General features: G+C 60.5%; 27 protein-coding genes. 17 read left to right on the forward strand and 10 right to left on the reverse strand.

Going from position 1 to position 26,772, the window contains the following annotated elements; genetic code table 11:
• Positions 1 to 462 precede the first annotated feature (462 nt).
• Entirely contained in the window at positions 463 to 1,335 is an 873-nt protein-coding gene (locus tag VGY55_08080; protein ID HEV2969933.1) for a hypothetical protein, read from the forward strand.
• A gap of 63 nt (positions 1,336 to 1,398) precedes the next feature.
• On the opposite strand, the gene hisI is transcribed toward VGY55_08080, so the two are convergent.
• Positions 1,399 to 1,800 carry a phosphoribosyl-AMP cyclohydrolase gene (gene hisI / locus VGY55_08085; GenBank protein HEV2969934.1) on the reverse strand — a complete coding sequence of 134 codons (402 nt, stop codon included), beginning with the start codon at positions 1,798 to 1,800 and terminating at the stop codon, positions 1,399 to 1,401.
• Positions 1,801 to 2,269: 469 nt separating this feature from the next.
• On the opposite strand from hisI, the gene VGY55_08090 reads away from it, so the two are divergent.
• From VGY55_08090 to VGY55_08110, 5 genes are all read left to right on the forward strand, one after another.
• The gene (locus VGY55_08090; protein ID HEV2969935.1) at positions 2,270 to 2,833 is read left to right on the forward strand and encodes a glycosyltransferase; all 564 of its coding nucleotides are present in this window, start codon (positions 2,270 to 2,272) and stop codon (positions 2,831 to 2,833) included.
• A gap of 151 nt (positions 2,834 to 2,984) precedes the next feature.
• Complete coding sequence (locus VGY55_08095; protein HEV2969936.1) at positions 2,985 to 4,238, forward strand: hypothetical protein; 1,254 nt, start codon at positions 2,985 to 2,987, stop codon at positions 4,236 to 4,238.
• The gene (locus tag VGY55_08100) at positions 4,239 to 5,294 is read left to right on the forward strand and encodes a TIM barrel protein (GenBank protein HEV2969937.1); all 1,056 of its coding nucleotides are present in this window, start codon (positions 4,239 to 4,241) and stop codon (positions 5,292 to 5,294) included. It abuts the gene before it with no gap.
• A gap of 75 nt (positions 5,295 to 5,369) precedes the next feature.
• Complete coding sequence (locus tag VGY55_08105) at positions 5,370 to 5,738, forward strand: four helix bundle protein (protein HEV2969938.1); 369 nt, start codon at positions 5,370 to 5,372, stop codon at positions 5,736 to 5,738.
• 117 nt (positions 5,739 to 5,855) lie between these two features.
• A complete protein-coding gene (locus tag VGY55_08110; GenBank protein HEV2969939.1) occupies positions 5,856 to 7,013 on the forward strand; it encodes a Gfo/Idh/MocA family oxidoreductase in 1,158 nt (385 codons plus the stop codon).
• Between the two features lie 5 nt (positions 7,014 to 7,018).
• On the opposite strand, the gene rpsI is transcribed toward VGY55_08110, so the two are convergent.
• From rpsI to VGY55_08125, 3 genes are all read right to left on the reverse strand, one after another.
• Positions 7,019 to 7,438 carry a 30S ribosomal protein S9 gene (rpsI, locus tag VGY55_08115; GenBank protein HEV2969940.1) on the reverse strand — a complete coding sequence of 140 codons (420 nt, stop codon included), beginning with the start codon at positions 7,436 to 7,438 and terminating at the stop codon, positions 7,019 to 7,021.
• A gap of 109 nt (positions 7,439 to 7,547) precedes the next feature.
• Positions 7,548 to 8,039 (reverse strand): 50S ribosomal protein L13, encoded by a 492-nt coding sequence (gene rplM / locus VGY55_08120; GenBank protein ID HEV2969941.1) that lies wholly within the window; start codon positions 8,037 to 8,039, stop codon positions 7,548 to 7,550.
• A 116-nt stretch (positions 8,040 to 8,155) separates the two neighbouring features.
• Complete coding sequence (locus VGY55_08125) at positions 8,156 to 8,515, reverse strand: hypothetical protein (protein HEV2969942.1); 360 nt, start codon at positions 8,513 to 8,515, stop codon at positions 8,156 to 8,158.
• A 172-nt stretch (positions 8,516 to 8,687) separates the two neighbouring features.
• Between VGY55_08125 and VGY55_08130 the strand changes: the two genes are divergently transcribed.
• From VGY55_08130 to VGY55_08155, 6 genes are all read left to right on the forward strand, one after another.
• Positions 8,688 to 9,848, forward strand: coding sequence for a Re/Si-specific NAD(P)(+) transhydrogenase subunit alpha (locus tag VGY55_08130; GenBank protein HEV2969943.1), 1,161 nt, complete (start codon positions 8,688 to 8,690; stop codon positions 9,846 to 9,848).
• A gap of 26 nt (positions 9,849 to 9,874) precedes the next feature.
• Positions 9,875 to 10,363 (forward strand): hypothetical protein, encoded by a 489-nt coding sequence (locus VGY55_08135; GenBank protein HEV2969944.1) that lies wholly within the window; start codon positions 9,875 to 9,877, stop codon positions 10,361 to 10,363.
• A gap of 133 nt (positions 10,364 to 10,496) precedes the next feature.
• The gene (locus VGY55_08140; protein ID HEV2969945.1) at positions 10,497 to 11,276 is read left to right on the forward strand and encodes a DUF2071 domain-containing protein; all 780 of its coding nucleotides are present in this window, start codon (positions 10,497 to 10,499) and stop codon (positions 11,274 to 11,276) included.
• Positions 11,277 to 11,402: 126 nt separating this feature from the next.
• Positions 11,403 to 12,155, forward strand: a complete 753-nt coding sequence (locus VGY55_08145) for a class I SAM-dependent methyltransferase (protein ID HEV2969946.1) — start codon at positions 11,403 to 11,405, stop codon at positions 12,153 to 12,155.
• Positions 12,156 to 12,548: 393 nt separating this feature from the next.
• Entirely contained in the window at positions 12,549 to 13,565 is a 1,017-nt protein-coding gene (locus VGY55_08150) for a sigma-54 dependent transcriptional regulator (GenBank protein ID HEV2969947.1), read from the forward strand.
• A 399-nt stretch (positions 13,566 to 13,964) separates the two neighbouring features.
• Entirely contained in the window at positions 13,965 to 14,141 is a 177-nt protein-coding gene (locus VGY55_08155) for a hypothetical protein (protein HEV2969948.1), read from the forward strand.
• A 34-nt stretch (positions 14,142 to 14,175) separates the two neighbouring features.
• Here VGY55_08155 and VGY55_08160 read toward each other — a convergent pair whose 3' ends face one another.
• Complete coding sequence (locus tag VGY55_08160; protein ID HEV2969949.1) at positions 14,176 to 15,258, reverse strand: retropepsin-like aspartic protease; 1,083 nt, start codon at positions 15,256 to 15,258, stop codon at positions 14,176 to 14,178.
• A gap of 223 nt (positions 15,259 to 15,481) precedes the next feature.
• On the opposite strand from VGY55_08160, the gene VGY55_08165 reads away from it, so the two are divergent.
• Positions 15,482 to 15,700 carry a hypothetical protein gene (locus VGY55_08165; GenBank protein HEV2969950.1) on the forward strand — a complete coding sequence of 73 codons (219 nt, stop codon included), beginning with the start codon at positions 15,482 to 15,484 and terminating at the stop codon, positions 15,698 to 15,700.
• 90 nt (positions 15,701 to 15,790) lie between these two features.
• Here the strand turns inward: VGY55_08165 and VGY55_08170 are convergent, their stop codons facing one another.
• Together VGY55_08170 and VGY55_08175 are read right to left on the reverse strand one after the other, a co-directional pair.
• Entirely contained in the window at positions 15,791 to 16,933 is a 1,143-nt protein-coding gene (locus VGY55_08170) for a hypothetical protein (protein ID HEV2969951.1), read from the reverse strand.
• A 149-nt stretch (positions 16,934 to 17,082) separates the two neighbouring features.
• A complete protein-coding gene (locus tag VGY55_08175) occupies positions 17,083 to 18,711 on the reverse strand; it encodes a hypothetical protein (GenBank protein HEV2969952.1) in 1,629 nt (542 codons plus the stop codon).
• Between the two features lie 294 nt (positions 18,712 to 19,005).
• On the opposite strand from VGY55_08175, the gene VGY55_08180 reads away from it, so the two are divergent.
• The 3 genes from VGY55_08180 to VGY55_08190 all read left to right on the forward strand — a co-directional run bounded on the left by VGY55_08180 (position 19,006) and on the right by VGY55_08190 (position 22,324).
• Entirely contained in the window at positions 19,006 to 19,503 is a 498-nt protein-coding gene (locus VGY55_08180; GenBank protein ID HEV2969953.1) for a DUF393 domain-containing protein, read from the forward strand.
• 6 nt (positions 19,504 to 19,509) lie between these two features.
• A complete protein-coding gene (locus VGY55_08185) occupies positions 19,510 to 20,934 on the forward strand; it encodes a class II fumarate hydratase (GenBank protein HEV2969954.1) in 1,425 nt (474 codons plus the stop codon).
• A 280-nt stretch (positions 20,935 to 21,214) separates the two neighbouring features.
• Positions 21,215 to 22,324, forward strand: a complete 1,110-nt coding sequence (locus VGY55_08190; GenBank protein ID HEV2969955.1) for a hypothetical protein — start codon at positions 21,215 to 21,217, stop codon at positions 22,322 to 22,324.
• Between the two features lie 243 nt (positions 22,325 to 22,567).
• Here VGY55_08190 and VGY55_08195 read toward each other — a convergent pair whose 3' ends face one another.
• From VGY55_08195 to VGY55_08205, 3 genes are all read right to left on the reverse strand, one after another.
• Positions 22,568 to 23,827 (reverse strand): PQQ-binding-like beta-propeller repeat protein, encoded by a 1,260-nt coding sequence (locus VGY55_08195; GenBank protein HEV2969956.1) that lies wholly within the window; start codon positions 23,825 to 23,827, stop codon positions 22,568 to 22,570.
• A gap of 237 nt (positions 23,828 to 24,064) precedes the next feature.
• A complete protein-coding gene (locus tag VGY55_08200) occupies positions 24,065 to 24,448 on the reverse strand; it encodes a hypothetical protein (GenBank protein HEV2969957.1) in 384 nt (127 codons plus the stop codon).
• A gap of 181 nt (positions 24,449 to 24,629) precedes the next feature.
• Entirely contained in the window at positions 24,630 to 25,370 is a 741-nt protein-coding gene (locus VGY55_08205) for a CAAX prenyl protease-related protein (GenBank protein ID HEV2969958.1), read from the reverse strand.
• A 484-nt stretch (positions 25,371 to 25,854) separates the two neighbouring features.
• Between VGY55_08205 and VGY55_08210 the strand changes: the two genes are divergently transcribed.
• On the forward strand, positions 25,855 to 26,772 hold a 918-nt coding region (locus tag VGY55_08210; GenBank protein HEV2969959.1), incomplete at its 3' end, for a GTP-binding protein.

The following is a 26,772-nucleotide window of genomic DNA, read 5'->3' on the forward strand; positions in this document are numbered from 1 at the left end:
GTTCCCTCCGGCGTTCGACCTCCGATCGATTTGTTGGAGTTCAGGCTCTAGCCTGCGATTCCCAGCCTAAAGGTTGAACTCCAATAACCCGACCTCCGACCTCTCCGTATCTGATCGTCGCCGAGGCGGCAGTTGCGTCAGACAACTCACCGGTGGCATTGGTATAAACCGAGTTATTGGCCGCGAGATTTAGCGGATCGGAATAGTTGGCGGCGCGCGGCGTGACGACGGCCAGGTTCCGAACGGGCCGCTTATGACGGCTGTACAACGTATACCGGCGGTTCGGAAAAAAGGGCCGACGCGGCGGGCCGCCTTTGCGGGTTATCCGCGTGGCGCGGGAGTCTTGCAGAGCGTTGTATGACTTCATCCTGATAGACCGATTATGGCTCTGGTGAGGGATGAACTCAACGTTCGTGCGGTGTCGAATCGACCGGCCGAATTGAATAACGGGGAAATGCGGCCATGCTGCGAATTTTACGAAACTCCGCTTTGCTGGTCTGGGCGACTTCGCTGGCGGTTGCCGTTTTGACGGCGACAAGCGTCAACGCCGACGAACCATCGGCATCAGCAGTTAACAGCCTATCCGAGAACCGCCGGGGACTGTCCCCTTTTGTGGAGTCTTCGGAACAAAAGGGGACTGTCCCCCTCTCCTCAGTCGACTCCCGGATAGGCTCTGAACCGTCTGCGCCCCGACGGCAGTTCCGCCTAACTGCAAGTGAATTGAAGCTGATCGAGCCGGGCGATTTGCCCACCGACAGCCGCGTCTATCCCACGGCCCAGCCGGAGCCCATTGGCGCCGGCGCCGCGTCGGCGCCAAACGGGACTGAATCTCCGCCGATGCGCGTCCTGCCGCCGACCGCCAAGGATTCCCAGGAGATCGACCCGAGTTGGAAGCCGATCGGCGCGGTAACCGCGACGATCACGAATCCAGCCGGCGATTTGCCGGCCGACTTGGCCGCGCCGCGATTCACCAAGGCGGGAGTAACTTATGCCCCCGCCAACGAAAGCCGCAACTGGATGGCCTACACCTATTTCTGGGAGGCCTCGGGAAGCGTGAGCAACCCGCTTTACTTCGAAGAGCCGAACTTGGAGCGGTATGGTTACCAATTCGGCTGCTTGCAGCCGGCCGTCTCGGCGGCCCACTTCTTCGCCACCATTCCGCTCATGCCATACAAGATGGTGGTCCACCCGCCGCACGAATGCGTCTATTCGCTGGGCTACTATCGCCCCGGTGATTGCGCTCCGCTCCAGCACGAGCGGTTCCACTTCCAACCCGACGCCGCGGCAGCCGAAACCGGCGCGGTCATCGGCCTAATCTTGCTGTTCGCCCGGTAGTCGTGTGTGATTCGTCTCGGGGTGGTCGCGACGCGACGTTCGTGGGCACTTCGATCGACTTGATTAACCTTGTTTTCCATAAACGTTTGCCGGATCGAAAACGCGCTCGGCGACGATGTGAGTTCCTTCGGGAGTGATTTGGCGGAAGAAGCAGCTTCGGTAGCCTTCGTGGCAGGCGGCGGCGCCGATTTGACGGATTTTGAGGAGGATCGTGTCGGCGTCGCAATCAATAAGAATGGCCTGCACCTCCTGCACATGCCCGCTCTCTTCGCCTTTGCGCCAAAGTCGCCCGCGGCTGCGGCTATAGTAGACGGCCCGGCCGGTTGCCAGGGTCTCCTGGTAGCTCTCGGGGCTCATGTAGGCCAGCATCAGGACTTCGCCCGTCTCGGCGTCCTGGGCAATTGCCGGCAAGAGGCCGTCGCCCGCGGCGAAATCGGGCACGGGGTTCGATGGTAGGGAAGACAACGAGGGTTCCTCCGAATGAGAAAGAATGCACAGGGACAGTCCCCTTTTGTTCCGCGACACCCTCACCCCCGTTCGGCAAGCTCACGGCAGGCAGGCCCTCTCCCGTCAAGGGAGAAGGAGAGGACGAGGGGGACAGTCCCCGTTTGTTCCGAAGACTCCGCAAAAGGGGACAATTCCCGACGGTTTTCGCGGCCAGATTATCAATATAACCGATTCCCCTCGATTCTTCGCGTGGCACGGCGGCCACGGAATGGTCAGGCCGAATCGGCGTCCACGGAATGATCCGTGCCCGAAGCCTTCTTGCGCTAAAGCTGAACTTGGCCCCGCGGTTCCAGCAGTCGCTCGGGCCCGCCCGATGATGAAGATGCGCGCAATACGGTCTGGCGATACTGCCGCGCCCGGCCGGATTTCGCTCTGCTCGCGACGCGGACGCGAGCCGTCGTCAGTCACCGAACGTAAGGACCGTCCTTTGAATCGCTCGCTCAGCGTCCTGTTGCCGGTCCACAACGCCCAGGCAACTTTGGGGACCGACGTCGGCAGGATGCTCGATCTGCTCCCCGATCTGACTCATCAATTCGATCTATTGATCATCGACGACGGCTCGACCGACGCCACGTGCGAAGTGGCCGATGAATTGGCCACGCAATACCCGCAGGTCAAATTGCTCCGCAGCGAGCGGCGCCGCGGCGTGGAAGCGGCCCTGCGCGAAGGGCTCGCGCGCACCGAATCGCACGTCGTGCTCGCGCACAACGGCCAGCCGCGGATCGACACGGCCGAGATCGCGCGCCTTTGGCATCGCGAGGACCAGGTTGCCCACCGGATGCCGGAATTCTCCGACGCGACGGCCCGGCAGGTTACGATGAGCAGTTTCCACCTTCTGCGCCGCGACGCCGGCCAACCAGCCGGGCCGTTCCGGTCCGTCCGGCGGATTGAACCGCAGCACGCCGACAACCCCGCGGCCGCGCAATCGCCGCCCTCGTCGCGGCGGCCGAATTTCTTGCGCAGGCTAAAGGATTTCGCGCTAGGCGAATAGCAACGACCGTGGTCCCTTAGCCGGCTGCCAATTTGCGATTCCGGGTAGGCTGCCTTGGCCACTTGCAAGCGCTGCCAGACGGGCATAAAACGGATGCGTTGCCCGGTCGGTCGTCGATCGCTCTCATCTCCGTCCATCGCGATACCTTCCCATGAAATCTTCGCGCCTCGCCTCCAAAGACAACGTCGGTTCGCTCCTCTCCCGCGCTCTCGACGCCGGCAACGGCCTGCTGCGGCTCACGCCCACCTGGGTGCCCCGCAGCTTCTTGCATCCCGGCAAGCGGATCAAGCTCGCCCCGACCGATTGGTATGCCTTCGGCGCACATCGCGGCGGGATCGACGAACGCTGGTTCGGCAGCACGACCGAGGCCGCCAATGAGAATCGCACTCCGGACGAAGGGCTGAGCTACGTGGCGTTCGAGGGACAGCGGTTCACTCTGCGCGATGCCGTTGCCGAGGCCGGGCCGCGACTCATCGGCCAGCGGATGTTCGACCGCTACAAGCGCTGGCCGGTTTATTCCAAATTCTTCGACAACATGGGCCCGATCCCGCATCACATGCACCAGACGTTCGCCGACGCCAAGCTCGTCGGCTTGGAGGGAAAGCCCGAGAGCTACTATTTCCCGCCGCAATACAACAATGTCGACAATAACTTCGCTTACACGTTTATGGGCTTGGAGCCGGGCACGACGAAGGCCCAGGTCCGAAACTGCCTCGAAGATTGGGACCAAGGGGACAACGGCATCCTCGATCTGGCTCGGGCGTATCGACTCAAACGCGGCACCGGCTGGCTCATTCCGCCCGGCGTGCTCCACGCCCCTGGCTCGCTCTGCACCTACGAGCCGCAGTGGGGCTCGGATGTGTTCGGCATGTTTCAATCGCTCGTCGAGGGGCGCGAAGTGCCTTGGTCGCTGTTAGTTAAAGACATGCCGAAGGAAAAGCACCGCGATCTCGATTTCATCGTCGGCCAGCTCGATTGGGAAAAGAACGTCGACACGCACTTCAAAGAGCACAATTATCTGGAGCCGATTGTCGACGCCAGCCGCTCGGCTCCGGGCTGCACCGATCGCTGGATCGTCTACGGCACGATCGACGGGCAGCAGCTCTTTAGCGCCAAGGAATTGACGATCGAACCCGGCGCGAAATGCAAGCTGCAAGACCCCGGCGCCAGCGGCTGGATTACGGTGCAAGGCCGCGGCCGGATGGGCCGACTCGATCTGCAAACGCCGGCAATGATTCGGTTCGGGGAAGAGACCGAAGACGAAGTCTTCATCACCGCTGACGCAGCCGCGGCGGGGGTCAAAATCGAGAACACCGGCAGCGAGCCGCTCGTCGGCCTTCGCTATTTCGGACCGGATGCGCACGCGAATCTGCCAAAGTTGGGCGATTACAAAAAGGGATCATAAATGCCACACGCGAACAATTATCCGAAGCTGCACAACGCCGCCTGGCCCGGCGTCGTTGGCAAGGGCCCTGATTCCGAGCCGCCCATCGATCTCGATACGATGCTCGATCTCACGGCTGCGGCCGAGATCGATGGTCAGAGATTCGACGGATTCGATTTGTTCCTGTTCGACCCGCACGTCAGCATCGATTCGTCGGACGACGACCTGAAGCGCTTGGCCGACAAGGCGCGAAAGCGCAACCTCGTGATCGGCTCGGTTGTCGCGCCGGTCTGGCCGCCGACGGGAGGCGGCTCGGCGATGGGGAGCGACGAGGATCGCAAGAAGTTCCTCGACTCGGTCCGCAAGGGATGCCGGATCGCCAAGACCCTCCGCGAGATTGGGGTCCGTTCCTACGGCGTCGTGCGAATCGATTCGGCCTGCGGCGTGAGCGATTGGCGCACCGACGATCCCGAGGCCAATACTCGGCGGATCGCCGACACGTTCCGCCAGGCCTGCGGCATCGCCGAGGATTTCGGCGAACGGCTGGCGGCCGAGGGGGAAATCTGCTGGGGCGGCATGCACAGTTGGCGGCGCATGATTCAGCTTTTGGAACTAGTCGGCCGGCCGCAGACGCTCGGTTTCCAGGCCGACATGGCCCACACGCTGCTCTACCTGCTCGGCTACAACGCCCCGGAAGACGCCATTCTGCCGCAAGATTTCGACTGGAAAGACGCATCCAAACTCGACGCGGCACTCAAGCAACTCACCGCCGCGCTTCGCCCCTGGACGATCGACTTCCACGTCGCCCAGAACGACGCGACGGTCCACGGCACCGGCTCGCACGACAAGACCGGCCGCCACTGCCTGCCGAAAGATCCGAATGGAAAGCTCGACATCGTGAAAGTGGCCGGTATGTGGCTCCGCGACGAGAAAGGCGCCCTTACCAAGAAGTGCCGCCACATCTGCTGGGACGGGTGCATGTTCCCCAACGCCACGATGATTAATCCCCAGACGTGGCGCGACATCCTGGCGGCGATGGTCGCCGTACGAGATGCCCACGGCTGGCGCGAGCAATGACTAATGTCGAATGACGAATGTCTAATGAATGACGAAGCACGAATGACGAATGGTCGCCGCGCGGGTCGAACCGGTATGGCAAACGATAGTGGAGGCAGGCAATTCGATCTGGAGGAGCGGGCGGCGCGATTTGGTGAAGCGGTCATTGCGTTCGCAAAGCGGATCGCGCTAAGCGCGATAACGGAGCCGCTCGTGAGGCAACTTGTGAAATCCGCGACGAGCATTGGCGCCAACTATTGCGAAGCTGATGACGCCGGCTCAAAGAAGGAGTTTCGCTACCGCATCAGCGTTTGCAAGCGCGAATCGCGGGAAACGAAACATTGGCTGAGAATGTTGGCGGCCGCCGCACCGGACCAAAAGGCGGACGGCCGCGTCCTATGGCAGGAAGCGAAAGAACTGCATTTGATCTTCGCCGCAATTTTTCGCGGCCGCCCCCGCCAGTAAGTCTTGAGGGCGATATACCACATGCCGTTCATTTCAAGAGATCATTCGTCATTCGTGCTTCGTCATTCATTAGACATTCGTCATTAGACATTTCATCTAGACGGCACGGAGATCCAAATGTCAAAGCCCCTCAACATCGGCATGATCGGATACGGCTTCATGGGCCGGGCGCATTCGAATGCGTATCGGCAGGTCAATCAATTCTTCAAGCTCGAGCATCGGCCGGTGCTTAAGGCTTGTTGCGCCCGCAAGGCCGACAAGATCAAAGCCTTCGCCGAGAATTGGGGCTACGAATCGTTCGAGACCGATTGGCGACGGCTCGTCGAGCGTAAAGACATCGATGTGATCGATATCGGCTCGCCGAATAACACGCACAAAGAGATCGTGCTCGCCGCTGCCGCCGCGGGCAAAATGATCCTCTGCGAGAAGCCGCTGGCGATGAACGTCAAGGAAGCGGAAGGGATGGTCGCGGCAGTCGAGAAGGCCAAAGTGCCGAACATGGTCTGGTTCAACTATCGCCGCGTGCCGGCCATCTCGCTCGCCAAGCAGGTCGTCGATGAAGGGCGGATCGGCCGGCCGTTCCACTATCGGGCAACCTATCTCCAGGATTGGACGATTGCGACCGACGTGCCGCAGGGGGGCGCGGCGCTCTGGCGGCTCGATATCGACGTGGCCGGCTCAGGCGTGACGGGCGACCTGCTGGCTCATTCGATCGACACTGCCGAATGGCTAAACGGCCCGATCCGCAGCGTCACCGCGTGCACCGAGACCTTCGTCAAGGAGCGGATGCACGCCGAGACGGGCAAAGTGCAACCGGTGGGAATCGACGATGCCTGCATGTTCCTGGCCGTCTTCGCTAACGGCTCGATGGGCACCTTCGAGAGCACCCGCTACGCCCGCGGCCGGAAGAATTTCAATACCTTCGAGCTGAACGGCGAGGCGGGGAGCGTCTATTTCGATCTCGAAGACCCGCAGTATTTGCAGTATTTCAAATACGCCGATCCGAAGACGGGCCAGAAGATCGAATCGCACCTCACAGGCTGGCAAAAGATTCACGTCACCAACCCCGAGCACCCGTACATGAAGCAATGGTGGGTGCCGGGCTGCACGATCGGCTACGAGCACACCTTCATCAACGCCCTGGCCGATTTTCTCAAGAGCCTGGAGACGAGCGAAAAAGTGCAGCCCGACTTCCTGTCCGCCCTGCACACCCAAAAAGTCTGCGACGCCGTGCTCGCGAGCGCGAAGAGCGGAAAGTGGGTAGAGATCAACTGAGTGGACTACCGCTTCGAGAACTGCGTCCCTCTCCGGGCGCCGCGGAGGCCGTATTTCTTGCGCTCTTTCATGCGGCCGTCGCGCGTTAAAAAGCCGGAGTGGCGGAGAGTTTCTTCCAGCGTCGTGTCGTAGAGCTTGAGCGCTCGGGCGATCCCGAGCTTGCAAGCGCCGGCTTGGCCGGCAGGGCCGCCGCCGTTGATGCGAATCACGATGTCAACCGACTCCCGTCGCTCCGTAAGTTTGAGCGGGTCGAGCACTTGATTCCGCTCTTTCACGTTCGGAAAATATTGCTCCAACTCACGGCCGTTGATCGTGATCTGGCCCTTGCCCGGCCTGAGGCGGACCCGTGCGACCGAGGTTTTGCGGCGGCCGGTGCCAAGAGTGTCTCCAGATTGAATCGTCGGGGCGGCAGCGTCGGTGGACATGAGTGATTTGGTTCGGTGGCTGGGAAAGTTAGGCTGAATTGCCGACGGCCTGGGCGGCCACTGGCGCGCTCCCCTGTGGGTCGCGGTTAAACGATTTGGTTCTACGGCGTTACTTCGCGGCGGCCGTCTCCCGTTTGCCCATCATTCGGCTCCCCGATCCGCGGCCGGTTTTCAATTCGAGCGGCTCGGGCTGCTGGGCCTGATGTGGATGTTCATCGCCGACGTAAATCTTGAGCTTCGAGAGCATGACAGTGGCCAGCTTGTTCTTGGGCAACATCCGCCGCACGGCCTCCTGGATAATCAACTCAGGATGCCGGGCCATCCGCTTCTCGGCCGTTTCCGAACGAAGCTGCGTGTAGCCCGTGTACCAAGTGTATTTCTTCTGCTGCCACTTCTTGCCGGTGAACTTGACCTTCTCGGCATTCACCAACACGATGAAATCGCCCGTATCGACGTGCGGTGTGTAGCTCGGGCGATGCTTACCCATCAGGATCATGGCAAGCTGGCTGGCCAGCCTGCCGACCACTTTGTCGGAGCCGTCGACGAGCCACCATTTCTGCTGCACCTCGCCCGGCTTGGCCATGTAACTCTTGATTGTCATCGTCGTATCGTCGTCCGCTTTTGTTGCGTCTCGAAAAGTTGGGAATTCGGTAGCATACCGGGAACGCCGCCGCCGGGCAAGGTGCTCTCGAAATTCGGTGCTGGGTCAGTTTGAAATCAGGAGTTTTTCTGGAGGCGGATTGCCATATCGCGTGAGATAGCCTCAATCTTAGGCCAATCGAGCAAATCCTTTTGAATCTTCCATAATCGAACCGATTTCCGTGCGGTGGCCACCTCCCGCACGGCGACACCGAGCAGCATTCCCGCCGCGATTGAGATGGAATCCGCTGGAAGATTCAAAAAAAACATCAGGGGAATCGCACCCGCTGCAAATATGGCTAACGGGGGCAGCACCCGCATTTGTCGCAGACAGATGGCGGTAGGAGACGCTGTCTTGTATTCGAGAAGCCGTTCGATTGTCAGACGGAAGAGCCGGTCATCGTGATCGGCTGGCGATGAGTAGGGATTGTCGTTCATGCACCCATCATATCCGACCGCTCATGCAATTCCAGAAATTCGGCGGATTGGCGAGTGATCTCGTGGCCGATGCTGGCAGCGTCGGCCACGGAGACTTTCGCTCATCTGACGGATATGCCACAATCTGGCCTGGAAATCGTGGATAAAAGTCCCCATTCTGGCAATTGTTCACATGAAACTTGCCGTCATCAAGGAGACACTTCCGGGTGAGCGCCGTGTGGCGCTCGTACCAGCGTCCGTGCCGCCGCTGCTAAAGGTCGGGCTGGATGTCGCGGTCGAAACCGGGGCCGGCGATGCAGCAGGATTCTTGGACGCCCAATATGCCGATAAGGGTGCCAAAGTCGTCGGTCGAACGGATGCCTTCACCGCCGATTGTCTTCTCCAAATCCGCTCGCTCGGGGCGAATCCCGAGGCCGGGCGAGCCGATCTGCCGCTCTTTCGCCCCGGCCAAGTGGTGATCGGCATGTGTGAACCGATTTGGAACCCGACCGGCGCGAGAGACCTCGCCGAGCGCGGCGTGACGCTCTTTGCGATGGAACTCACCCCCCGCATCACGCGAGCGCAGAGCATGGACGTGCTCTCGTCGATGGCCACGGTGGCGGGCTATCGGGCCGTGCTGCTCGCCGCCACGACCTTGGGCAAAATGTTTCCGATGATGACCACCGCCGCCGGCACGATCAAGCCGGCGAAGGTGTTTATCGTCGGCGCCGGCGTGGCCGGGCTGCAAGCGATCGCCACCTCGCGGCGGCTCGGAGCTGTGGTTTCGGCTTACGATGTCCGCCCCGTCGTGAAAGAGCAGGTGCAAAGCCTGGGGGCGAAATTCGTCGAAATGGCCCTCGACACGAAATCAGCCGAAGGGGCCGGCGGCTATGCCCAAGTGATGGACGAAGATTTCTACCGCCGCCAGCGCGAGCTGATGACCCGCGTTGTCGCGGAGCACGACGTGGTCATCACGACAGCCGCGGTGCCCGGCAAGAAAGCCCCGGTGCTCATCACGCGAGAGATGGTCGAAGGGATGGCCGCCGGCTCGGTGGTGGTCGATATGGCCGAGCGCGGCGGCAATTGCGAGCTGACCAAGCCGGATGGAACGGTCAATCACGGTGGCGTAACTATTCTCGGCCCTACCAATCTAGCTTCCGACGCCCCGTATCATGCCAGCCAGATGTACGCCAAAAACATGACTACATTCCTCACGCATCTCGTGAAGGACGGCAAAATCCAATTCGACATGGCCGACGAAATCACGCGCGAAACGCTTGTCGCGCGCAACGGGCAAGTGGTTCACCCGCGAGTGCGCGCGGCGCTGGGGATGGAAGAAGTGGCGAAGACTTGAGCCGTTGAGCGCGCTATACTCATGGGATGGGAAGCTCGTCTGACGATCCACAAACGTCGCCGCCGCGAAAAAAACGCCGCCGGTGGTTTCAATACCGCTTGCGGACGCTGTTTCTGGTGATGACAGCGATTTGCGTTTGGCTCGGCTGGGAATCGCATGTCGTTCGCCAGCGGAAGGCGGCGCTTGAGGAAATCAAACGGAGTGACGGTATTGTTTTGTCAGCAGCAGACACGCGCGAATTGTCCGCCGCGTTGATTGCATTGAACGCAGGAAAGGTACAGTCGGGCAAAGACCGGGCGGTCGCCTCGGCGTTTTTGTGGGTGACGAATCAGTCAGCGATCAACACTTCGATTCCCTTCATCCGGGAATGGCTCGGCGACGAGGCGATCGCGTCGATCGCGCTTGCCAGCAAGACTTCCGAGGATGACGTGAGCCGAATCGCGACCTTGTTTCCCGAAGCACACGTGGGCAAACCGCAGTACTCGTCCCCCATCGACAGTCCTCAAGTTCGGTGAGTGACATATTCGTACTGAGTCGGCAACGCCCAGGTCCGTCTGCGGTCGCGCGGCGTTGAGCTGTTAATGATCGCCGATCCCACCGGTTAGTGCCTCGCTGAAACCGAACGCCATCCGTCAGCGAGGCATTGCGATGCTCCGTCCCGCCGCGTCTGGTCCGCGCGTGTTTTTGACCGCCGAGTGGCGGAATTTGGCGATGCTGAACTACGAAGTGGACCCGCACGTGCTGGAGCCTTATCTGCCGCGGCAGTTGGAATTGGATTTTTGGAACGGCAAGACCTATGTGAGCCTGGTCGGCTTCTTGTTCCGCGACACGCGGGTGATGGGCGTGCCGATCCCGTTTCATCGCAACTTCGCCGAATTGAATCTGCGGTTCTACGTCCGCCGCCGCGACACTTTCGAGGAGCGACGCGGAGTGATCTTCATCCGCGAGATCGTGCCGCGGTGGGCGGTCAGCTTCGTCGCCCGCAAGGTCTATCAAGAGAACTATCTGACGCTGCCGATGCGGCATTCGATCGAGTCGGGCCGGCAAGCGGATGGCGGCGTGGCCGTTGAATATGCGTGGCGATTCCGGCGGCGTTGGAATCGGATGCGAATCGAGGCCGCTGGAATCGCGGAACTGCCCGCGACTGGATCGTTCGATGAATTCATCATCGATCATTTCTGGGGCTATAGCGGGCAGCGCAACGGCGATTGCTTGGAGTATGAGGTCGAGCACCGGCCATGGCCAATCCGTGTGGCGACGCAGGTTGAACTGGATTGTGATGCCGCTGGCCTCTATGGAGCCGAATTGGCAGAAGCTCTAGCGTGCCCGCCGCGATCGGCGTTTCTAGTCGATGGCTCAGCGGTGGCGCTGCACTGCGGTGTGCGATTGGCCGCGCGGCTTGAGGCGCCTGCCGTCGCGCCGCGTTAGCCCGAAGCTGTAGCTAAATCCGCAAGAATTCAGATTCATCGTCTTCGCCAATCGGAATTCTGGCGAATTCCGCTTCGTGCCCCGGCGGCTATAATGAGGTCGTCCATTTTTCTCGGAGGACCCATCATGTCGCGCGATCTGCGAATTAATCTCCTGCGCCTCGCGATCGCTCTGTCGATTTGTTGCGCGAACGCGCCGCCGCTCTCACTCGCCGACGAGCCAGTCACGTCGAATGCCGGCGCGACGGCAACCGCCGAAAAGGCGCCGCCGCCGCTCAAGTATTACAAAGGCCGCGAGATCGCCGACGCGATGCACTATTCCGGCGCGTCGTGGCTCGTGCGCGAATCGCGCGAGCGAGAGGAAGAATGCACCACGATGCTCAAGGCGCTGCACCTCAAGCCGGGGCAAACCGTCTGCGACATGGGCTGCGGCAACGGCTTTTACACGCTCAAGCTTTCGTCGCTCGTGGGCAAGGAAGGGCAAGTGCTCGCCGTCGATATCCAGCCCGAGATGCTGAGCCTGCTGAACGAGCGGGCGAAGGAGCACCATCTCGACAACATCAAGCCGGTTTTAGGAACGCCGTCCGACCCGAACCTGCCCGAGGGAAAGATCGATCTCATTCTCTGCGTCGACGTCTATCATGAATTTTCGAATCCGGAGGAGATGCTCGCTGCGATGCGGAAGAGCCTCAAGCCGAGGGGACGCATCGCGCTGGTGGAATTCCGCGCCGAGGACCCCAAAGTGCCGATCAAACCGCTCCACAAGATGACCGAGAAGCAGATTCTCAAAGAATGGCCCGCCAATGGCTTTAAGCTCGTCGAGCAATTCGACAAGCTTCCCTGGCAGCATCTGATGTTCTTCGAGGCGGAAGCAAAATAGCCGCGAAGCCCATTTTTCCCGTCCGATTCCGTCGACCGTGGCTGCCTAGGATACCGGCGTGACCTGGCGGGGTTTTTCGGTTCCGGCTAAATCGGCACGATCCTGCGGCGCGAATTCATCCCGTTGCCAAGGAGGATTCGACGCAAACGGAAAAATCCGGAATCTTGCGAAACCCAACCCAGTTTTCTTGTGTTTACATTTGTTGTGTTTATAATGAAGTCCTAATGTGGGAGTTTAGCACGCCGTCGTAGTCTTGCAGGATTCGCAGACTCTTTCCGGGATTGATCCGCTTATGAAATCAGCTCGGGGCTCATTCTCAGGGTTTGGACTGAGCCTTTAGTCGATCGGAACCACCCTCGACTCGTTTGAGGGTCAGTGTTTGGAACGGGGCTCATGCACAAACCTTCTGAACAAACCCAAGTCGCCTCGGGCGCGAGGTCGGCGTTCTCGTCTTCCTGCCCAGAAGATTGGGTGCCCGGTCGAAGCCTGTCGATGCGGCGCGTGGCGCAGCATGCCGGCCGGGCGGCGGAAGTCGAATGCACGGTTCTCATCTCAGGCGAAACGGGGACCGGCAAAGAGGTGTGGGCTCGGGCCTTGCATCGCAGCGGCCCGCGGGCGGGCAAGCCGTTTGTACCCGTCAATTGCGCCGCCTTGACCACGACCTTGGCCGAGAGCCAATTGTTTGGCCACGAGAAAGGGGCCTTCACTGGCGCCTTGGGCAGCTCGCTGGGCATCTTTCGCGCAGCCCAGGCCGGCGTCGTGTTTCTCGACGAAGTGGGAGAAATGCCGCTGGAACTCCAGCCGAAGCTGCTGCGCGTCTTGCAGCAGCGCGAGGTGACACCGGTGGGAGCCGCCCATCCGGTGCCGATCGACGTGCAGGTGGTGGCGGCAACGAATCGGGATTTGGAGGCGGAGGTCTCGGTCGGGCGGTTCCGAGAAGACCTGTTCTACCGGCTGAACATGGTGGAACTGCGAGTCCCGCCCCTGCGCGAGCGAGTGGAAGATATTCCCGAGTTGATCGAGTTCTTCACCAGCCGCTTTGCGGCCAAGTATCAGCGGCCCTTATGGCGGCCCGACGCCGATACCTTGCGGGAATTCGTCGAGTTTGAATGGCCGGGCAACGTCCGCCAGTTGTCGCACGTAATCGAGCAATCTTACGTGCTCGATTCCCAGCCCTGCTTGCCGCGGGGCAGTTCGTCGAATCGCGGAGCCCAAACGATGCTGCCGAGTTTCAATCTGGCTCGGCTGCGGAGCGAAGCGATCCGGCAGGCGCTCGACGTGACTCGCGGTCACAAAGGCCGGGCAGCCAAGTTGCTCGGCGTGCATCCCAATACGCTCACGCGCCTGCTTGCGCAAGCAGAATCGGATGATAACGGAACCGATTCTTCCGATCCTGACAGGGCCTACTGAGCTTCAGTCTGCGGGCATTTGGCGGCACAGAGCGGCCGATTTCCAGATGCGGCTGACTGCCCGATTTCCTCGCTGACCGCTCGGCGATCGAGGAGCGTCAAGGACATCCATTCGGCCCGTTCGTAGTTGTCACCATTTTGGTGAGGCATCACTAATTTGGTGAATCGGCGCAACGTTCTCAGCCTTTGAAACTTACTCCGATTCTATGGACGAGTTTTCAACATCCTCCGTTGAAATCATGGAAGTCTCGCTCTTTTTCTCGTGGTCCTAACACTCGCAATCGACCCGCAGGCAAGCGGTTAATGCGATCCGCGAGAAAAATGGAGACGGATGGAACGCTTGTTGCGGCGGATGAGCGGGCTAATTTGTGCTTCAGGGGGACAGAGAAAGGGATTTTCGATGAACGCAGCCCAAGAGAATCTGTATCAAGATGATCCCGATCCTGACCATCAAGTCGGGATCCGCCGCGAGACGGCGCGGCAGCCGCGCGTGCGCCGCCCGCAACACATCCGTACGAGCCGGCCGGCTGGCTTCAACGGCAAGCATCGCCGCCGCAACAAACGTTATCTCTTTTGATCGTCGGCGTGCATGCCAGCACGGCTCGCGCGACTCATCGCCCGGCAGAGTTTTCAATTGTCAATTGGAAACGACTGGGGTTGATCGTCAGATGGTAGCCGGGAAGCGAGTTAGGGCTGATTCGGGCCCCGACGTCCGCCGCTTCGGGCGGAAGAATGTAGAACTCGACGTTCTTCCATACTCTTCGGCCGATGCGTAGTTGGGCAATCTTCGCAATCTGGGCCATGACGTCGCGTCCCTCGGCAATGTGGTATTTGACTTTCCGCGCGTCGGGCCCAACCGCGAGCCCAGCCGTCTCGGCTAGGTTCTGCGCGATCACCGTCGATTCGCCGGCGTTGCCGAAGGTGAACGTCAACGGACGGCGGTCGTCGACGATGGCCGTCAGCCGGATGGCGCGACCCTCGCGGTAGATCGGCAAGGTATTGCCGAGCAAATTCGAGTCGAGCTTGTCGACGAACAGCCGCCAAGTGTCCTTCAATCCCTTGAGCGGCCCCAGTTGGCCGGGCGTCGGCAACGCGGCCAACGCCGCTGCGATGGCCGGGTCTTTGCCGAGCCGCTCATATCGTTGGGGCAAGTCGTCGGGCGTGTCGCGATACGCGAGAAGCTTTAACGTGGCATCGGTGCGGGCGTTGACCAGATCCATCAGCGCCGTCTTGAGTGGCGGCCCCATTCCCAATTTTTCCGGGGGAATGTAAACCTTTCTCAGTTGCTCGACAGCGGCGTCGGCGTTTTTCTGCTCTGCGTCGAGTTGTTTTCTTTGCGCAGTGCCGGCCTTGGCCGCCGCGGCCAATTCGCGAGTTTTCTCGGCAGACTCTTCGAGCTTGCTGAGTCGCGCGAAAGTGGCCTCGTTCGCGTCCAATAATTGTTCGACACTGGCTCGTGCCTCGCGATGCCGTTTCTCGAAGCGCTCGAGCGTCGCCAGCCGATCGCGAAGCTCCTGTTCTTCGGGCAGGATCCAGAGCTTTCCGACCTTCGATAGACCATGCTCTTGCAGCACGGCCTCCGGTGATGGCTCGCCGCTATCCGCCGATCGACCAACTGAAGTCCAGACCGTCAAGCACGCGACAACGCGGCAGCAGATCGCAATCGCCAGCCATCGATGCTTCGGGGCTTTCATGCGCGAATTATGACGCCCAACAACCGGGAAAGTCCAGCCACGAGGAAGCGGGCGGTCGGCGGGAGGCAGGCGATAGGAGGTGCTGAAGCTCTACCGGCGGAAGAACCGGCACTGGCGGCAGAACCGGCGTAAGTCGGCCGCCATTCTAGTCGCCGAACAAAACCCGCCGATCATGGATGGTGGCGACAAGGGATTTGCGCGGGATCAGGATCGGAGGTGCAGGATGTGGAAGTCGCTGTTCTTAGCATTGGGCATCTTCACGCTCGTGCTCGGGCTGGAAGCACTCGTGGTCGACAGCGCCACGTTCGCCAATCATGGCGATCCGGCCATCAAAGGAGATCTCGTGCCGGCCGAATGGGCTCCCTGGAGCCTGCTCTCGGCCGGGACCGTGGTGATCCTCTATTCGTTCACCCTGCCGCAGAAGCTCAAAGGAGGCGGCTAGCGCCAAGGGTGAAGTACGAAGGGCGAAGCGTGAGAACATCGCCATCACTCGGCATTTCGTACTTTGTACTTTGTACTTCGCACTTCGTACTTACTTCCCTTCCTTCTTCGCCGCCTCTTCCTTGGCCTTCGCGAGCTGATCGAGAACCAAGACGCCGTCGCTGTAGTATTGATCTCGGGTGTAGTTCCCATCTTTATCGACTTCCGCCCAGCGGCCGTCGCGAATCCCCTTCTTGTAGCAATTCAATGCCGACTGTTTGCCATCTTCATAATAGAACCAGACGGGGCCGTCGAGCTTGTCGTCTTTGTAAGTTCGCTTCGTCTTGATTTGGCCGTTTTCGTACCATTCGGTCTCGGCGCCTTCATGCTTGCCGGCCTTGAAGTTCACTTGCAATTGCTTCTTCCCGTTCTCGTACCATAGAGTTTGCACCCCTTCGGGCTGGCCGTGATCGTATGTGGCCAGCATGGCGGTCGGCTGTTCGGGAGTATCGTGCCACTTGGTAAACGTGCCTTGGAGTTGCCCCTTGACGTAGGTCGCTTCGCTGAGCTTCATTCCGTCGGGATACCAGCGCATCTCCTTACCGTCTTGAAGGCCGTCTTTGTAATGCGCCGACAGGCTCTTGGCCCCATCCTGATACCATTCCCGATCGGGGCCGTTCTTTTTTCCTTCGTGGAATTCGGCCTCGCTGGACATATGGCCGTTTTCGTACCAGCGTTGATCGAGCCCCTCTTGGTCGCCGTGAATGTAGTGAACCAGGAACCGCGGCCGGCCCGCGGAATACCAGCGGGCGAGTGTTCCCTCGACCACGTCTCGATCGTACGTGGCTTCGAGGGTTTTCTTCCCGTCCGCGCCCCACTCGATGTGCTTGCCTTGCCGCTTTCCGTCCTTGAATACGGTCTGCTCGATCTTGTCGCCGCTGGAGAGATAGCGAGTCTCGGTGCCGTCTTTCAGGCCGTGCCGGTAAGTCCCTTCCGCTTTGACTTTACCCGACGGATACAACTCAACCCAGGGTCCGTCGAGAACGTCGTTTTGGTATCGATAGCGCGAGGCTTCCGCGCCATCGCCAAAATAGCTGATCTCCCAGCCATGCTTGATCGGTTCGCCATGGCCAAGATCTTTCACTTCGGTCCGAAGGCGCAGCTTTCCATCGGCATCACGTTTTTCAATTGCCTTGACGTCGCCGATCGCAAAGCTGACGGCGAGGATTCCGAGCGTTTTGAACAGCAAGAGCATGGCAATCGGATCGATGTTTTCGGGAGGTTCTGGGGACGAACGAAGAAGGGATCGGCGGCGCGCCGGCCCAATTCAGCAGTGGCGTCTGCCCCTACGACCGCTACCTCAATGATAAGTCAGAAAACCGGGAATAGAAGGCGAAAAAACCGCTATTTCCCGTCCCGCAGGGCGTCGAAGTATTCCTTGGCATGCTCGCGCTGACTGCGCGGGAGGCGCTGGCCGGTGAGCGGATCGGCCGAGTCGTGCTTGGCGCTCTCGATTTGGGCCTTGATCTCTTCTTGGACCCGTCCTTTGATATTCGGGCCCTCGGCCTCGCCGACGGAGACTGCCGCCCCCTTGGTCATTTTCTGTTTCACGCTCGAGTCGTAGAACTTGGTGTCGGTGGGCTGCTCGGGGCGATGGCCGGAGGCGCGAGCTTTGCCGCCGCCGTTGGTCTCGCCAACCAAACGGTCTGAATCGATGTTGCAATTCCCTTGTCCATCGCATTTGCACATACCGGCTTTGCAGTCTGAAATCTGATCGAGCGTGAGGTCGAGCATCGCCAACTCGTCGCTTTGCTGCTTGAGATCGCTCAGTTGCCCCCGTAATTGGTCGAGCGCGTACTTAGCAGCCCCGGCCTTGCCGCTCTGGAGCGCTCCAGCGCACTGCTTGCACTGGCCGGCAAGCTGCTTGAGCTGGTTCATCTGGGAACTCTGCTGCTGCAGCTTGTCGAGCTGCTGTTGAAGTTTCTGGGCCTCGGCCGACTTGCCGGCGGCCGTCATCTGTTGAATCTGGCGTTCGAGTTCCTTTTTCGCCTGCTCGTGCTTCTCGACCATCTTCTCGAGGCTCTTGCGCATGGCGTCGAGTTGCTCAGCAAGCTGCTTTTGCTTCTCGGGGTCGAGCTTGTCGTTGTTCAGCGCGTCCTTGAGTTTGTCGAGTTCCTTGATGGCCTTTTGAAAATCGCCGTTCTTAAGGGCGTCGGCCAGTTTTTCGGCCGGGCCATTCTTGAGGTCCTTCATTTGCCCGAGTTGTTGCTTGAGCTTGTCGTCGCCGCCGAGCTTCTCGCGGCGCGCTTCGAGTTCCTTGGCAAAATCGTTCAACTTCACCAGCGCCTGCTTTTGATCGAGACCGTCCTTCTTGGCTAGGTCTTTGATGCCTTGTTCGATCTTCTTGAACAAGTCGCCGCCGTCCTTCAATCCTTGCTCGGCCGCTTCCTTCTGCCGCTCGGCCAGTTTCTTGCGCAGGGCCTCGGCCGACTGCTGGAGTTGCTGCGAGTTGGGGGGTTGGATGGCCGCGTTGGCTTCCGGTTCCTGGCCTCGATCCGAGATAAAGGTCAAGCTGAAGGCGAGCAGCGCCGGCAGCAAAGGGACCAAGTTTCTCCTTCCCAGGGGCACATGGAACCGCGAGCCGACGTCGATCCGCTCGATGCGGCGAATGGCGTCGTTCACCAGCGCCTGCCCCACGTCGCTCTGCAACTCGGACTGCGGCAGCGCCAGCGCGCTCGACACTCGCTCCTTCAAGCCGAAGCGGTGATCGATTTCAATCGCCGCCGCCAGCGAGTCATCGCGATGCAGCCAAGTCCACAGGCCGGCGCTCAGCAACCCCGCCAGAACCGCCCCGCCAATCCAGCCGGCCGACCACGCCCAACCGTCGATGCCGAGCGGCCAGATCTTTGCCACGGCGATTGCGATCGCCGCGACGAAGAGGGCCGCAGTCCAGCTCCAGGCTAGCGCGGCAAGGAATCGTCCAAGGATCAGCCGCCGCCGCGCCCGAGCAACCTGTTTGCGAAGCGTGTCCATGGGGTTTTGGATTTCCGATTTTGGATTTTGGATTGTCGGTTTCGGCCGATTGACTATCGCGCATAATTAGACGGCATTTCCGGCTGGTTCATTATAGGCGTTTTCACGTGTCCAAGTCGCTAGTGGCCCGAAAAATCATTGTCGTCGTGGGCAGGAGCGATTCGTCCGAATGCACGATCGGACGACCAGTGAATCCGCGCGTCGAAATGCGGTATAATGCTCGGGCGGCGGGCCTCGATCACCCGTCGCGGCTGAACAGAACAAACGGCGCGACTGAAATGTCGCGATCAACCAATGACTTCGGCAACTCCCCGGCCCTCAGTCCCCAGCGCCAAACCCCCGTCGTCCAGCCCCCAGCCCCCAGTCCCCAGCCCCCGGTCGCTGCCGACCCCCGACGAGCGGCCGGGCGCCGACGTGGTCATCTACGACGGCCATTGCCGGATTTGCACCGCGCAGATAAAAAAACTCACCTGGTGGGACTGCCAGGGAAAGCTGGCCTATCTGTCGCTGCACGATCCTGAGGTGCCGCGCCGCTATCCCGACTTGACGCACGAGCAATTGATGCAGGAGATGGTGATCGTGGATCGCCACGGTGATCGACATCGAGGAGCGGAAGCGATCCGCTATCTCTCGCGGCGCCTGCGCCGGCTGTGGTGGCTGGCCCCGATCTTGCACATCCCATTCAGCTTGCCACTGTGGAGCTGGCTCTATCGGCAAGTTGCGAACCGGCGCTACCGCTTCGGCCGAACCGCGGAATGCGACGGCGGGACTTGCCATTTGCATCAGAGATAGCATTTTATGACTGAATATCGGATCGAGCACGACTCGATGGGGGATGTCCGAGTGTCGGCGGCGGCGTATTACGGCGCGCAGACGCAGCGGGCCGTCGAGAATTTTCCGATTTCCGGCTGGCCGCTGCCGCCGGATTTGATTCATGCCCTGGGGCTCGTGAAGTTTGCCGCCGGCGTGGCAAATCACGATCTAAAGAAGCTGACAGCCAGCGGCAAGAACCCGATCACGTACGAGCAGGTCGAGGCAATGCTCGCCGCCTGCCGTGAGGTGTACGAAGGGAAGTTCGACGACCAATTCCCGATCGACGTCTTTCAAACGGGCTCCGGCACGTCGAGCAACATGAACGCCAACGAGGTGATCGCCAGCCGCGCGACCGAGTTGACCGGCGGCGATCGCTTCGCCCCGAAGAAAGCGATCCATGCCAACGACCATGTGAACATGGGGCAGTCCACCAACGACATGTTCCCCACGGCCATCCACGTCGCCGTGGCGCTGGCGATCAAGAATCGGTTGCTCCCGGCCCTGCGACGGTTTCACGAAACGCTTGCCGAAAAGTCGCGGGCGTGGGACCGAATCATCAAGATCGGCCGGACGCATCTGGCCGACGCCACTCCGCTGCGGCTCGGCCAGGAAATCGGCGGCCTCGCGCGGCAATTGGGGCTATCGCTCGAACGGGCCGAGCGGGCGATCGCGGCCGTCTTGGAATTGCCCGCCGGCGGAACGGCCGTCGGCTCGGGTATCAACACGCACGCGGAATTCGGCCGCCGCGTGGCCGCCGTGCTCGCCACGGAGACCGGCATCCCGTTCGTCGAGGCGAAAAACCACTTCGAGGCCAACGCCCAGCGCGACGGGCTGGTCGAATGCCACGGCCAACTTCGCGCGATCGCCGTCACGCTCTTCAACGTGGCGAACAACATCCGCTGGCTCGGCTCTGGGCCGCGCTGCGGGTTCTATGAAGTGATGCTACCCGATCGCCAGCCGGGCAGCTCGATCATGCCGGGCAAGGTGAACCCCGTGATGTGCGAGAGCATGATGCAAGTCACCGCCCGCGTGATGGGGAACGATCAGGTGGTGGCCTTCTCCGGCGCGACCGGCGGGCAATTCCAGCTCAATATCATGATGCCGGTGATGGGCCACTCGACGCTCGAGAGCATCCGCCTCCTGGCTTCCGCGACCGAGGCCTTCGTCGATTTCTGCGCCGTGGAAATGGAAGCCAACGCCGCGGCCTGCGAAGCCGCGGTCGAAAAGAGTCTCTCGATGGTCACGAGCTTGAACCCTTATATCGGCTACGAACGCGCCGCCGCGCTGGCCAAGGAAGCCTTCAAGACCGGCAAAACGATCCGCGAACTCTGCCGAGAACAAAGAATCCTCTCCGACGACGAACTGGCCAAAGCCCTCGACCCCTGGAGCATGACCGAGCCGCACGGCTAGCACATTCCGCGGATTTTTTGAAAGAGGTCTTTAATCCACAGATTACACAGATTTACACAACTTTTTGAACCCTCTTCGGACTCAGATTCCGACTTCGTCCAATCTGTGAGAATCTGCGTAATCTGTGGATGAAAATCTTTGATGGAATGGTTCTGATGCCCAGGCAATGTTTGTCATTTGACAAACGGGGAATTAAGCTGTGGCTTGTTGTTGATTTCGCCGTCTGTAGCGAGCTGGCCCGGGAGACGGAGCGGCAACCCTTTCCGTTCGGAACAATCTAATGAGAATAACTGCACTGCTGATTACACTCTACATATTGTTGAATGTCGCGCCGACAGTTTACTCAGCAACCACCTACTCCATTACTGACCTTGGAACGATTGGTCGATCCCTCAGCACAGGCTGGAGCATCAACGCCAGCGGCTGGATTGCCGGTGAGTCGACTACAACTGGTAATGCGGTGGATCACGGGTTTCTTTATGACGGCACGATTCACGACCTGGGAACTCTCGGCGGAGCGTATAGCGAAGCCTTCGGCATCAATGCCGTCGGCCAAGTGACTGGCGAGGCCGACGTATTCGACAGCGGATTTCATGCGTTTCTTTACGATGGAACGATGCACGATTTGGGGACGCTCGGGGGAAGCAACAGTCGCGGTCGCAGCATTAACGCTAGCGGCGAACTGACAGGTTGGGCCGAAACGACTGTCGACGTCGCGACTCGCACAGCCGCGACTCACGCATTTCTCCATGACGGCTCGATGCACGACCTTGGTACGTTCGGTGGACAGTACAGCGAAGGCTGGGGAATTAACGACAGGGGCCAGATTGCAGGCGGTGCCAATACAGCCGGCAATGCTTCGAGTCACGCGTTCCTCTATGATGGCACGATGCACGATCTGGGAACGCTTGGTGGAGTCAATAGTGACGGCTTCGGCATCAACGCAAGCGGCAAGGTGACGGGCGAGGCGGACACTTCCAGTGGTGCAACTCACGCGTTTCTCTATGACGGCACGATGCACGACCTGGGAACCCTCGGCGGAGACTCGAGCGAAGGTTTCGGCATCAACGTCAGCGGCCAGGTGACGGGCTGGGCATATACAATCGGCGACGCCGCGCAGCATGCGTTTCTCTATGTTACCCCCGACGGAATGGTCGATCTCAATTCACTCATCAGTCCCGCCTCTGGATGGATCTTGGTCGATGCCTACGCCATCAACGACCGCGGCCAAATCACGGGAGAAGGGGCGATTTGTGGCGCGACGCATGCGTTCCTGCCACCCCGACGCCCGAGCCGAGCACATTTGTGCTCGCCGGATTGGGAATGCTGGGCGCCCTCGGCTATATTCGTCGCGCACGAAGAGCATCCCGATAGGGATGACAGCGATTAGCCGGCGGTTGAGGCCGTTAGGCCGACACCGCCGGAAACTGTGCGATAAGCGGCGCCGACCCCGGCGGCGTCGCAGCGCTCGCATCCCTCCGGGATGCAAATCTCATTTTGAATTCTCGTGACCGGGGGTATCGGCCTGCCGGCCTCGACCCCCGGCTAATGGCTGGGAACCCTCTCGGGTTCCATTCTTGCGGTTGGCTCCTTATGCGGTTCGCGGCGCCCACGCACTTTGAGCCTTCACCGACTAATTCCCCGCGGCCGCGGCTTTCACGTCGTAGCAGTTGAGCGTGCCTTGGTCGCGGAGCAGGAGGTGACCGTTGGCGATCACCGGGTGGGGCCAGCTTGTCTTGGGGCTGCTCCCTTCGGGAGTGAAGCGGCCGAGTTCTTTGTAGGCGGCTGGGCTGGCTTCGACCAGCGCCACCGGGCCGTTCTCGCTGCGGACGCAGAGGCGGCCGTCGGCGGCGGAGATCGAGCCCTTGCCTACCGAGCGGTCTTCCCACTGCACTTTGCCGGTGGCGAAATCGACGCACATCAGGGCCGCGCTGGAGGTGCCGTAGACGCTATCGCCGACGAGAACCAGGCCGCCGTGGTGAGTTTGTAGCTTGGCAAGAAAATACACTTCGGTCGGCGTGATTTTGTCACCGTCCGCGGCGAGCTTCGCCAGGCCTGCGCCTTTGCGGGTCGCTGCGCTGAACACGGAGTTGTTGCTGAAGATCGGCGTCACGGCGTTCATGCTCCCCTGCGACGTGTTGTCATAACGCCAGAGGAAGCGACCGGTCTTGGCCTCGATTCCCACGAGGCCCTTGCCCAAGAATTGGATGTATTGGCGTATGCCCCCGACCTCGCCGATCACGATCGATGCGAACCCCGCCGGATCGCCGCCGGGCACGGCGCACTGCCAGACGCCGCTGCCATCGTTCTTATTTAGCGCCACCACGGTGGCCTTACTGCCGCCGGGGGAGCAAATCACATTTTCTCCGTCAACCAACACTGACTCGGCATAAGCCCAATTGCCAGGCTTGCCGTCGAATTCCTTGCGGATGTTTTTTGTCCAAACGATCTTGCCGTCCTTTGTGTCGACGCAAGCCAAGTCGCCGTCGGAGGAAAGCACATACGCCCGGTCGCCGTCGATGGTGGGCGTGGAGCGCGGGCCCGGATAGTTCGGCCGTTGCATCGGCATACCTACGTCGCCAAGGCTTGTGGACCAGAGCTTCTTCCCATCCGACTCGCTCAAGGCGATAAGCTGCTCGATCTTGCCATCCGGCGTGCCGACGAGGTAGATCTGCCCTTTCGCCACAGAGGGCGTGGAATACCCTTTGCCGAGGTCGGTTGCCTTCCACGCAAGCTTCGGCCCGCCTTCCGGCCACTCTTTGAGCAGGCCGGTCTCTTTCGACACGCCATCGCGATTCGGCCCGCGCCATTGGGGCCAATCCTCCGCCCTCGCGGAGACGACGCAAAGGCCAAACCAACCGACGCACATGGTCAAAAGCAGTCGCGGTTTCATGGATCAATCTCCGGTCAATGGGTTGAGAAGCGAGCTGTGCGAATGGGTGGCACGGGCCAGCGAAGTCGGCCCGTGCCGGAGAGCAGAGTTTTCGCCACGATGCAATCCAACTGACGAAACCCAGACTGCCCGGCGTCGATTCGCCATTTACGTTTAGCAGAAGCGCGCCAAGTGCAGTCGCAAATCGCCGGTCAGCACTGGCCGACTTCGCTGGCCAGTGCCACCCGGCACCACGAGCTAATCCTTGGATCGCTTGGCTTCCCAATCTCGGCTTGAGTCCTGACCGTCGCGATCGATGTCCGTCTTTCCCTTGATCGTGTCGCCGCTGACCTTGCCTTTGTACTTGAAGGTCATCTTCTGCCCGTTCCCTTCACGGACAACGGTGAACGAGAGGTCGCCGTCCTTGTACTTTCCGTCTTGGATATCGGTGTCGCCGGCGGGTCCAGTCAGAGTGCCGGTGAGCTTGTCGCCGTCCTGCTTCAATTTCAGCGATAGGTCGAAGGTCTGATCGTTGAATTTCACTTCCCACTTCCAAGTGCCGGTCGGGTTTTCCGCCGCGCGAACCATTCCCGCCACCGCGACGATTGCAAAAACGAGCGGCACCACAAGAAGTCGTTTCATCGCATCTCCTCCCCGAGAAAAGAATTACAGAGAAAAGGATTCAAGAACCCGCCGACGTGTCACTGCCCGCTTGAATTCAGATCCACTAACCCCGAACCGGCCGCGGGGTTCCGAGGATTCCTCGGCGAATCACCGCAATCCGCATAATCTGCGGACGAACGCTTTTGATTGTAATCCTCGGCTACATCAGCCACCAGTTGCCGCTGACGACGACGTAGATGCCCAGCAGCAGGTTGGTGACGGCGTGGGCGGCGATGCAATCCCAGACATTGCGAGTGCGGAGCATCAGCCAGGTGACGGCGGAGAACCAGACCGCGGCGGCCAGCGCTTCTCCGGGGTGCATGAGCACGGGCAACGCCGTGCCCGCGATGATGGCGAGCCGATTGACGCGGCCGAATGGCACTGTCCACCATTCGGGGGCGACGAAATATCGCGTCAGAAACCCGCGCAGAAAGAACTCTTCGATCACTGGCACGACGAGCGCCAGGCCGACGAAGCGGATCGCGAGAAAACCATACGCCCACGCCGGCGAGCTGGCCAGTTCGTGCTGCGGATTGAACGCGCTCCGCGCGCCGACGCCGGGAGTCCAACCGAGATGCGATTGAATGGTTCGTTGAGTCCAAGCCAGCGCGATCCAGACGACGGCACCAACGACCCCCACCATGATCGCTAGCAGACTGGCCCGGCAAGGAAATTGCCGATACCCAGGATAAACGTACGCGATCGCCGCCACGGTCAGCAAAATCTTGACCGTGTAAATCAGCGGGTAATGGCGATATTCGATGCCCAGATCGAGCCACGCCGCGGATTTTGCGCCCGGCTCGGCGGGGGGCCCCGGCTCGAAGCTGCCCGCTAGCATGTAGACGACAAACGGCAGCAGAAAGACCAGCCAGGGATTGGATCGGGCGGCGCGAAAACTCATTAGTCGTTCGTTAGCAACTGGTAACGAGCGCCTAACAAACCCGGCTGGGAGAAGGGGACAGTCTCCTTTTGTTCCGACGACTCCACAAAAGGGGACAGTCCCCGCCGGGTTTGTTAGACGCTCTATGCCGAAGAATTGCCCTTTTCCTTCTACGGAATCCGAGTAATATAGATACCTAGAGCGATTCCTACCACGTGTGCCAGGCCGTCGCGCTCAATTGGGCTTGGTGCTGCCGCGGGCCGGCAATGTTGGCCGGTTCGGGTTTGGTTGGCGGAACCAGCGGTTTTGATCCTCGGAATTCAGATGACCAGCGATGCCACAATTTGTCCGGGAAATCGGCCTCCCGCGGGCCGATCGGCAGCGCTGATTTGCTGCCGGTAGGCAGCGGGGGCCTGCTGCGGTAACGCAGCGGCGGTCTGAGGACCAGCGGTTTCACCGGCCATTTTCCACTTTCCCCCTTTCCAGGGTGTCTGAGACTCTATCTATGGACCTCGCAAAACTACGAAACATCGGAATTTCGGCCCACATCGACTCGGGCAAGACCACCTTGAGCGAGCGCATCTTGTACTACGCCGGCCGAATCCATCGCATCCAAGAGGTCAAGGGCGAGGGCGGGGCTACCATGGACTACATGGACCTCGAACGCGAACGCGGGATCACCATCACCAGCGCCGCCACGACCGTCGAATGGGAAGATCATTCGATCAATTTGATCGACACGCCGGGACACGTCGATTTCACAGTCGAAGTCGAGCGCAGCCTGCGCGTTCTGGACGGGGCGATCCTCGTGCTCTGCGCGGTCGGCGGCGTGCAATCGCAGTCGCTCACGGTCGATCGCCAGATGAAGCGCTATCATGTGCCCCGGCTGGCGTTCATCAACAAGATGGACCGCACCGGCTCGAACCCCGACCGCGTGGTCGCTCAGGTCAAGGAGAAGATGGATTGCGACGCGATCCTCATGCAATGGCCGATCGGCAAGGAAGACGGCTTCCTAGGGGTCATCGACCTGGTGACGATGAAGGCCCTTTATTTCGACGGCGACAACGGCGAGAAGGTCCGCGAGGAAGCGATTCCGGCCGAATTGCTCGACGCGGCCAAGCTGGCCCGGCATCACATGCTCGAAAGCCTTGCCATGTATAGCGACGAGCTGATGGAGCGGCTGCTCTCCGAGGAAGCGGTGCCCGAGGAATTGATCCACGCGACGATCAAGAACGCGGTGCAGACCCAGGACGCCACGCCGGTCTACATGGGGTCGGCCTACAAGAACAAAGGGGTTCAGCCGCTCTTGGATGCGATCGTGCGCTATCTCCCGTCGCCGCTGGAGCGGAAGATCGCCGCCAAGTCGTATGCCAATCCCGACGAGCAATTCCCGCTCGAACCCGATCCGGCCAAGCCGCTCGTG

It is taken from the genome of Pirellulales bacterium, from assembly GCA_035939775.1.
Classification (GTDB): Bacteria; Planctomycetota; Planctomycetia; order Pirellulales; family DATAWG01; genus DASZFO01.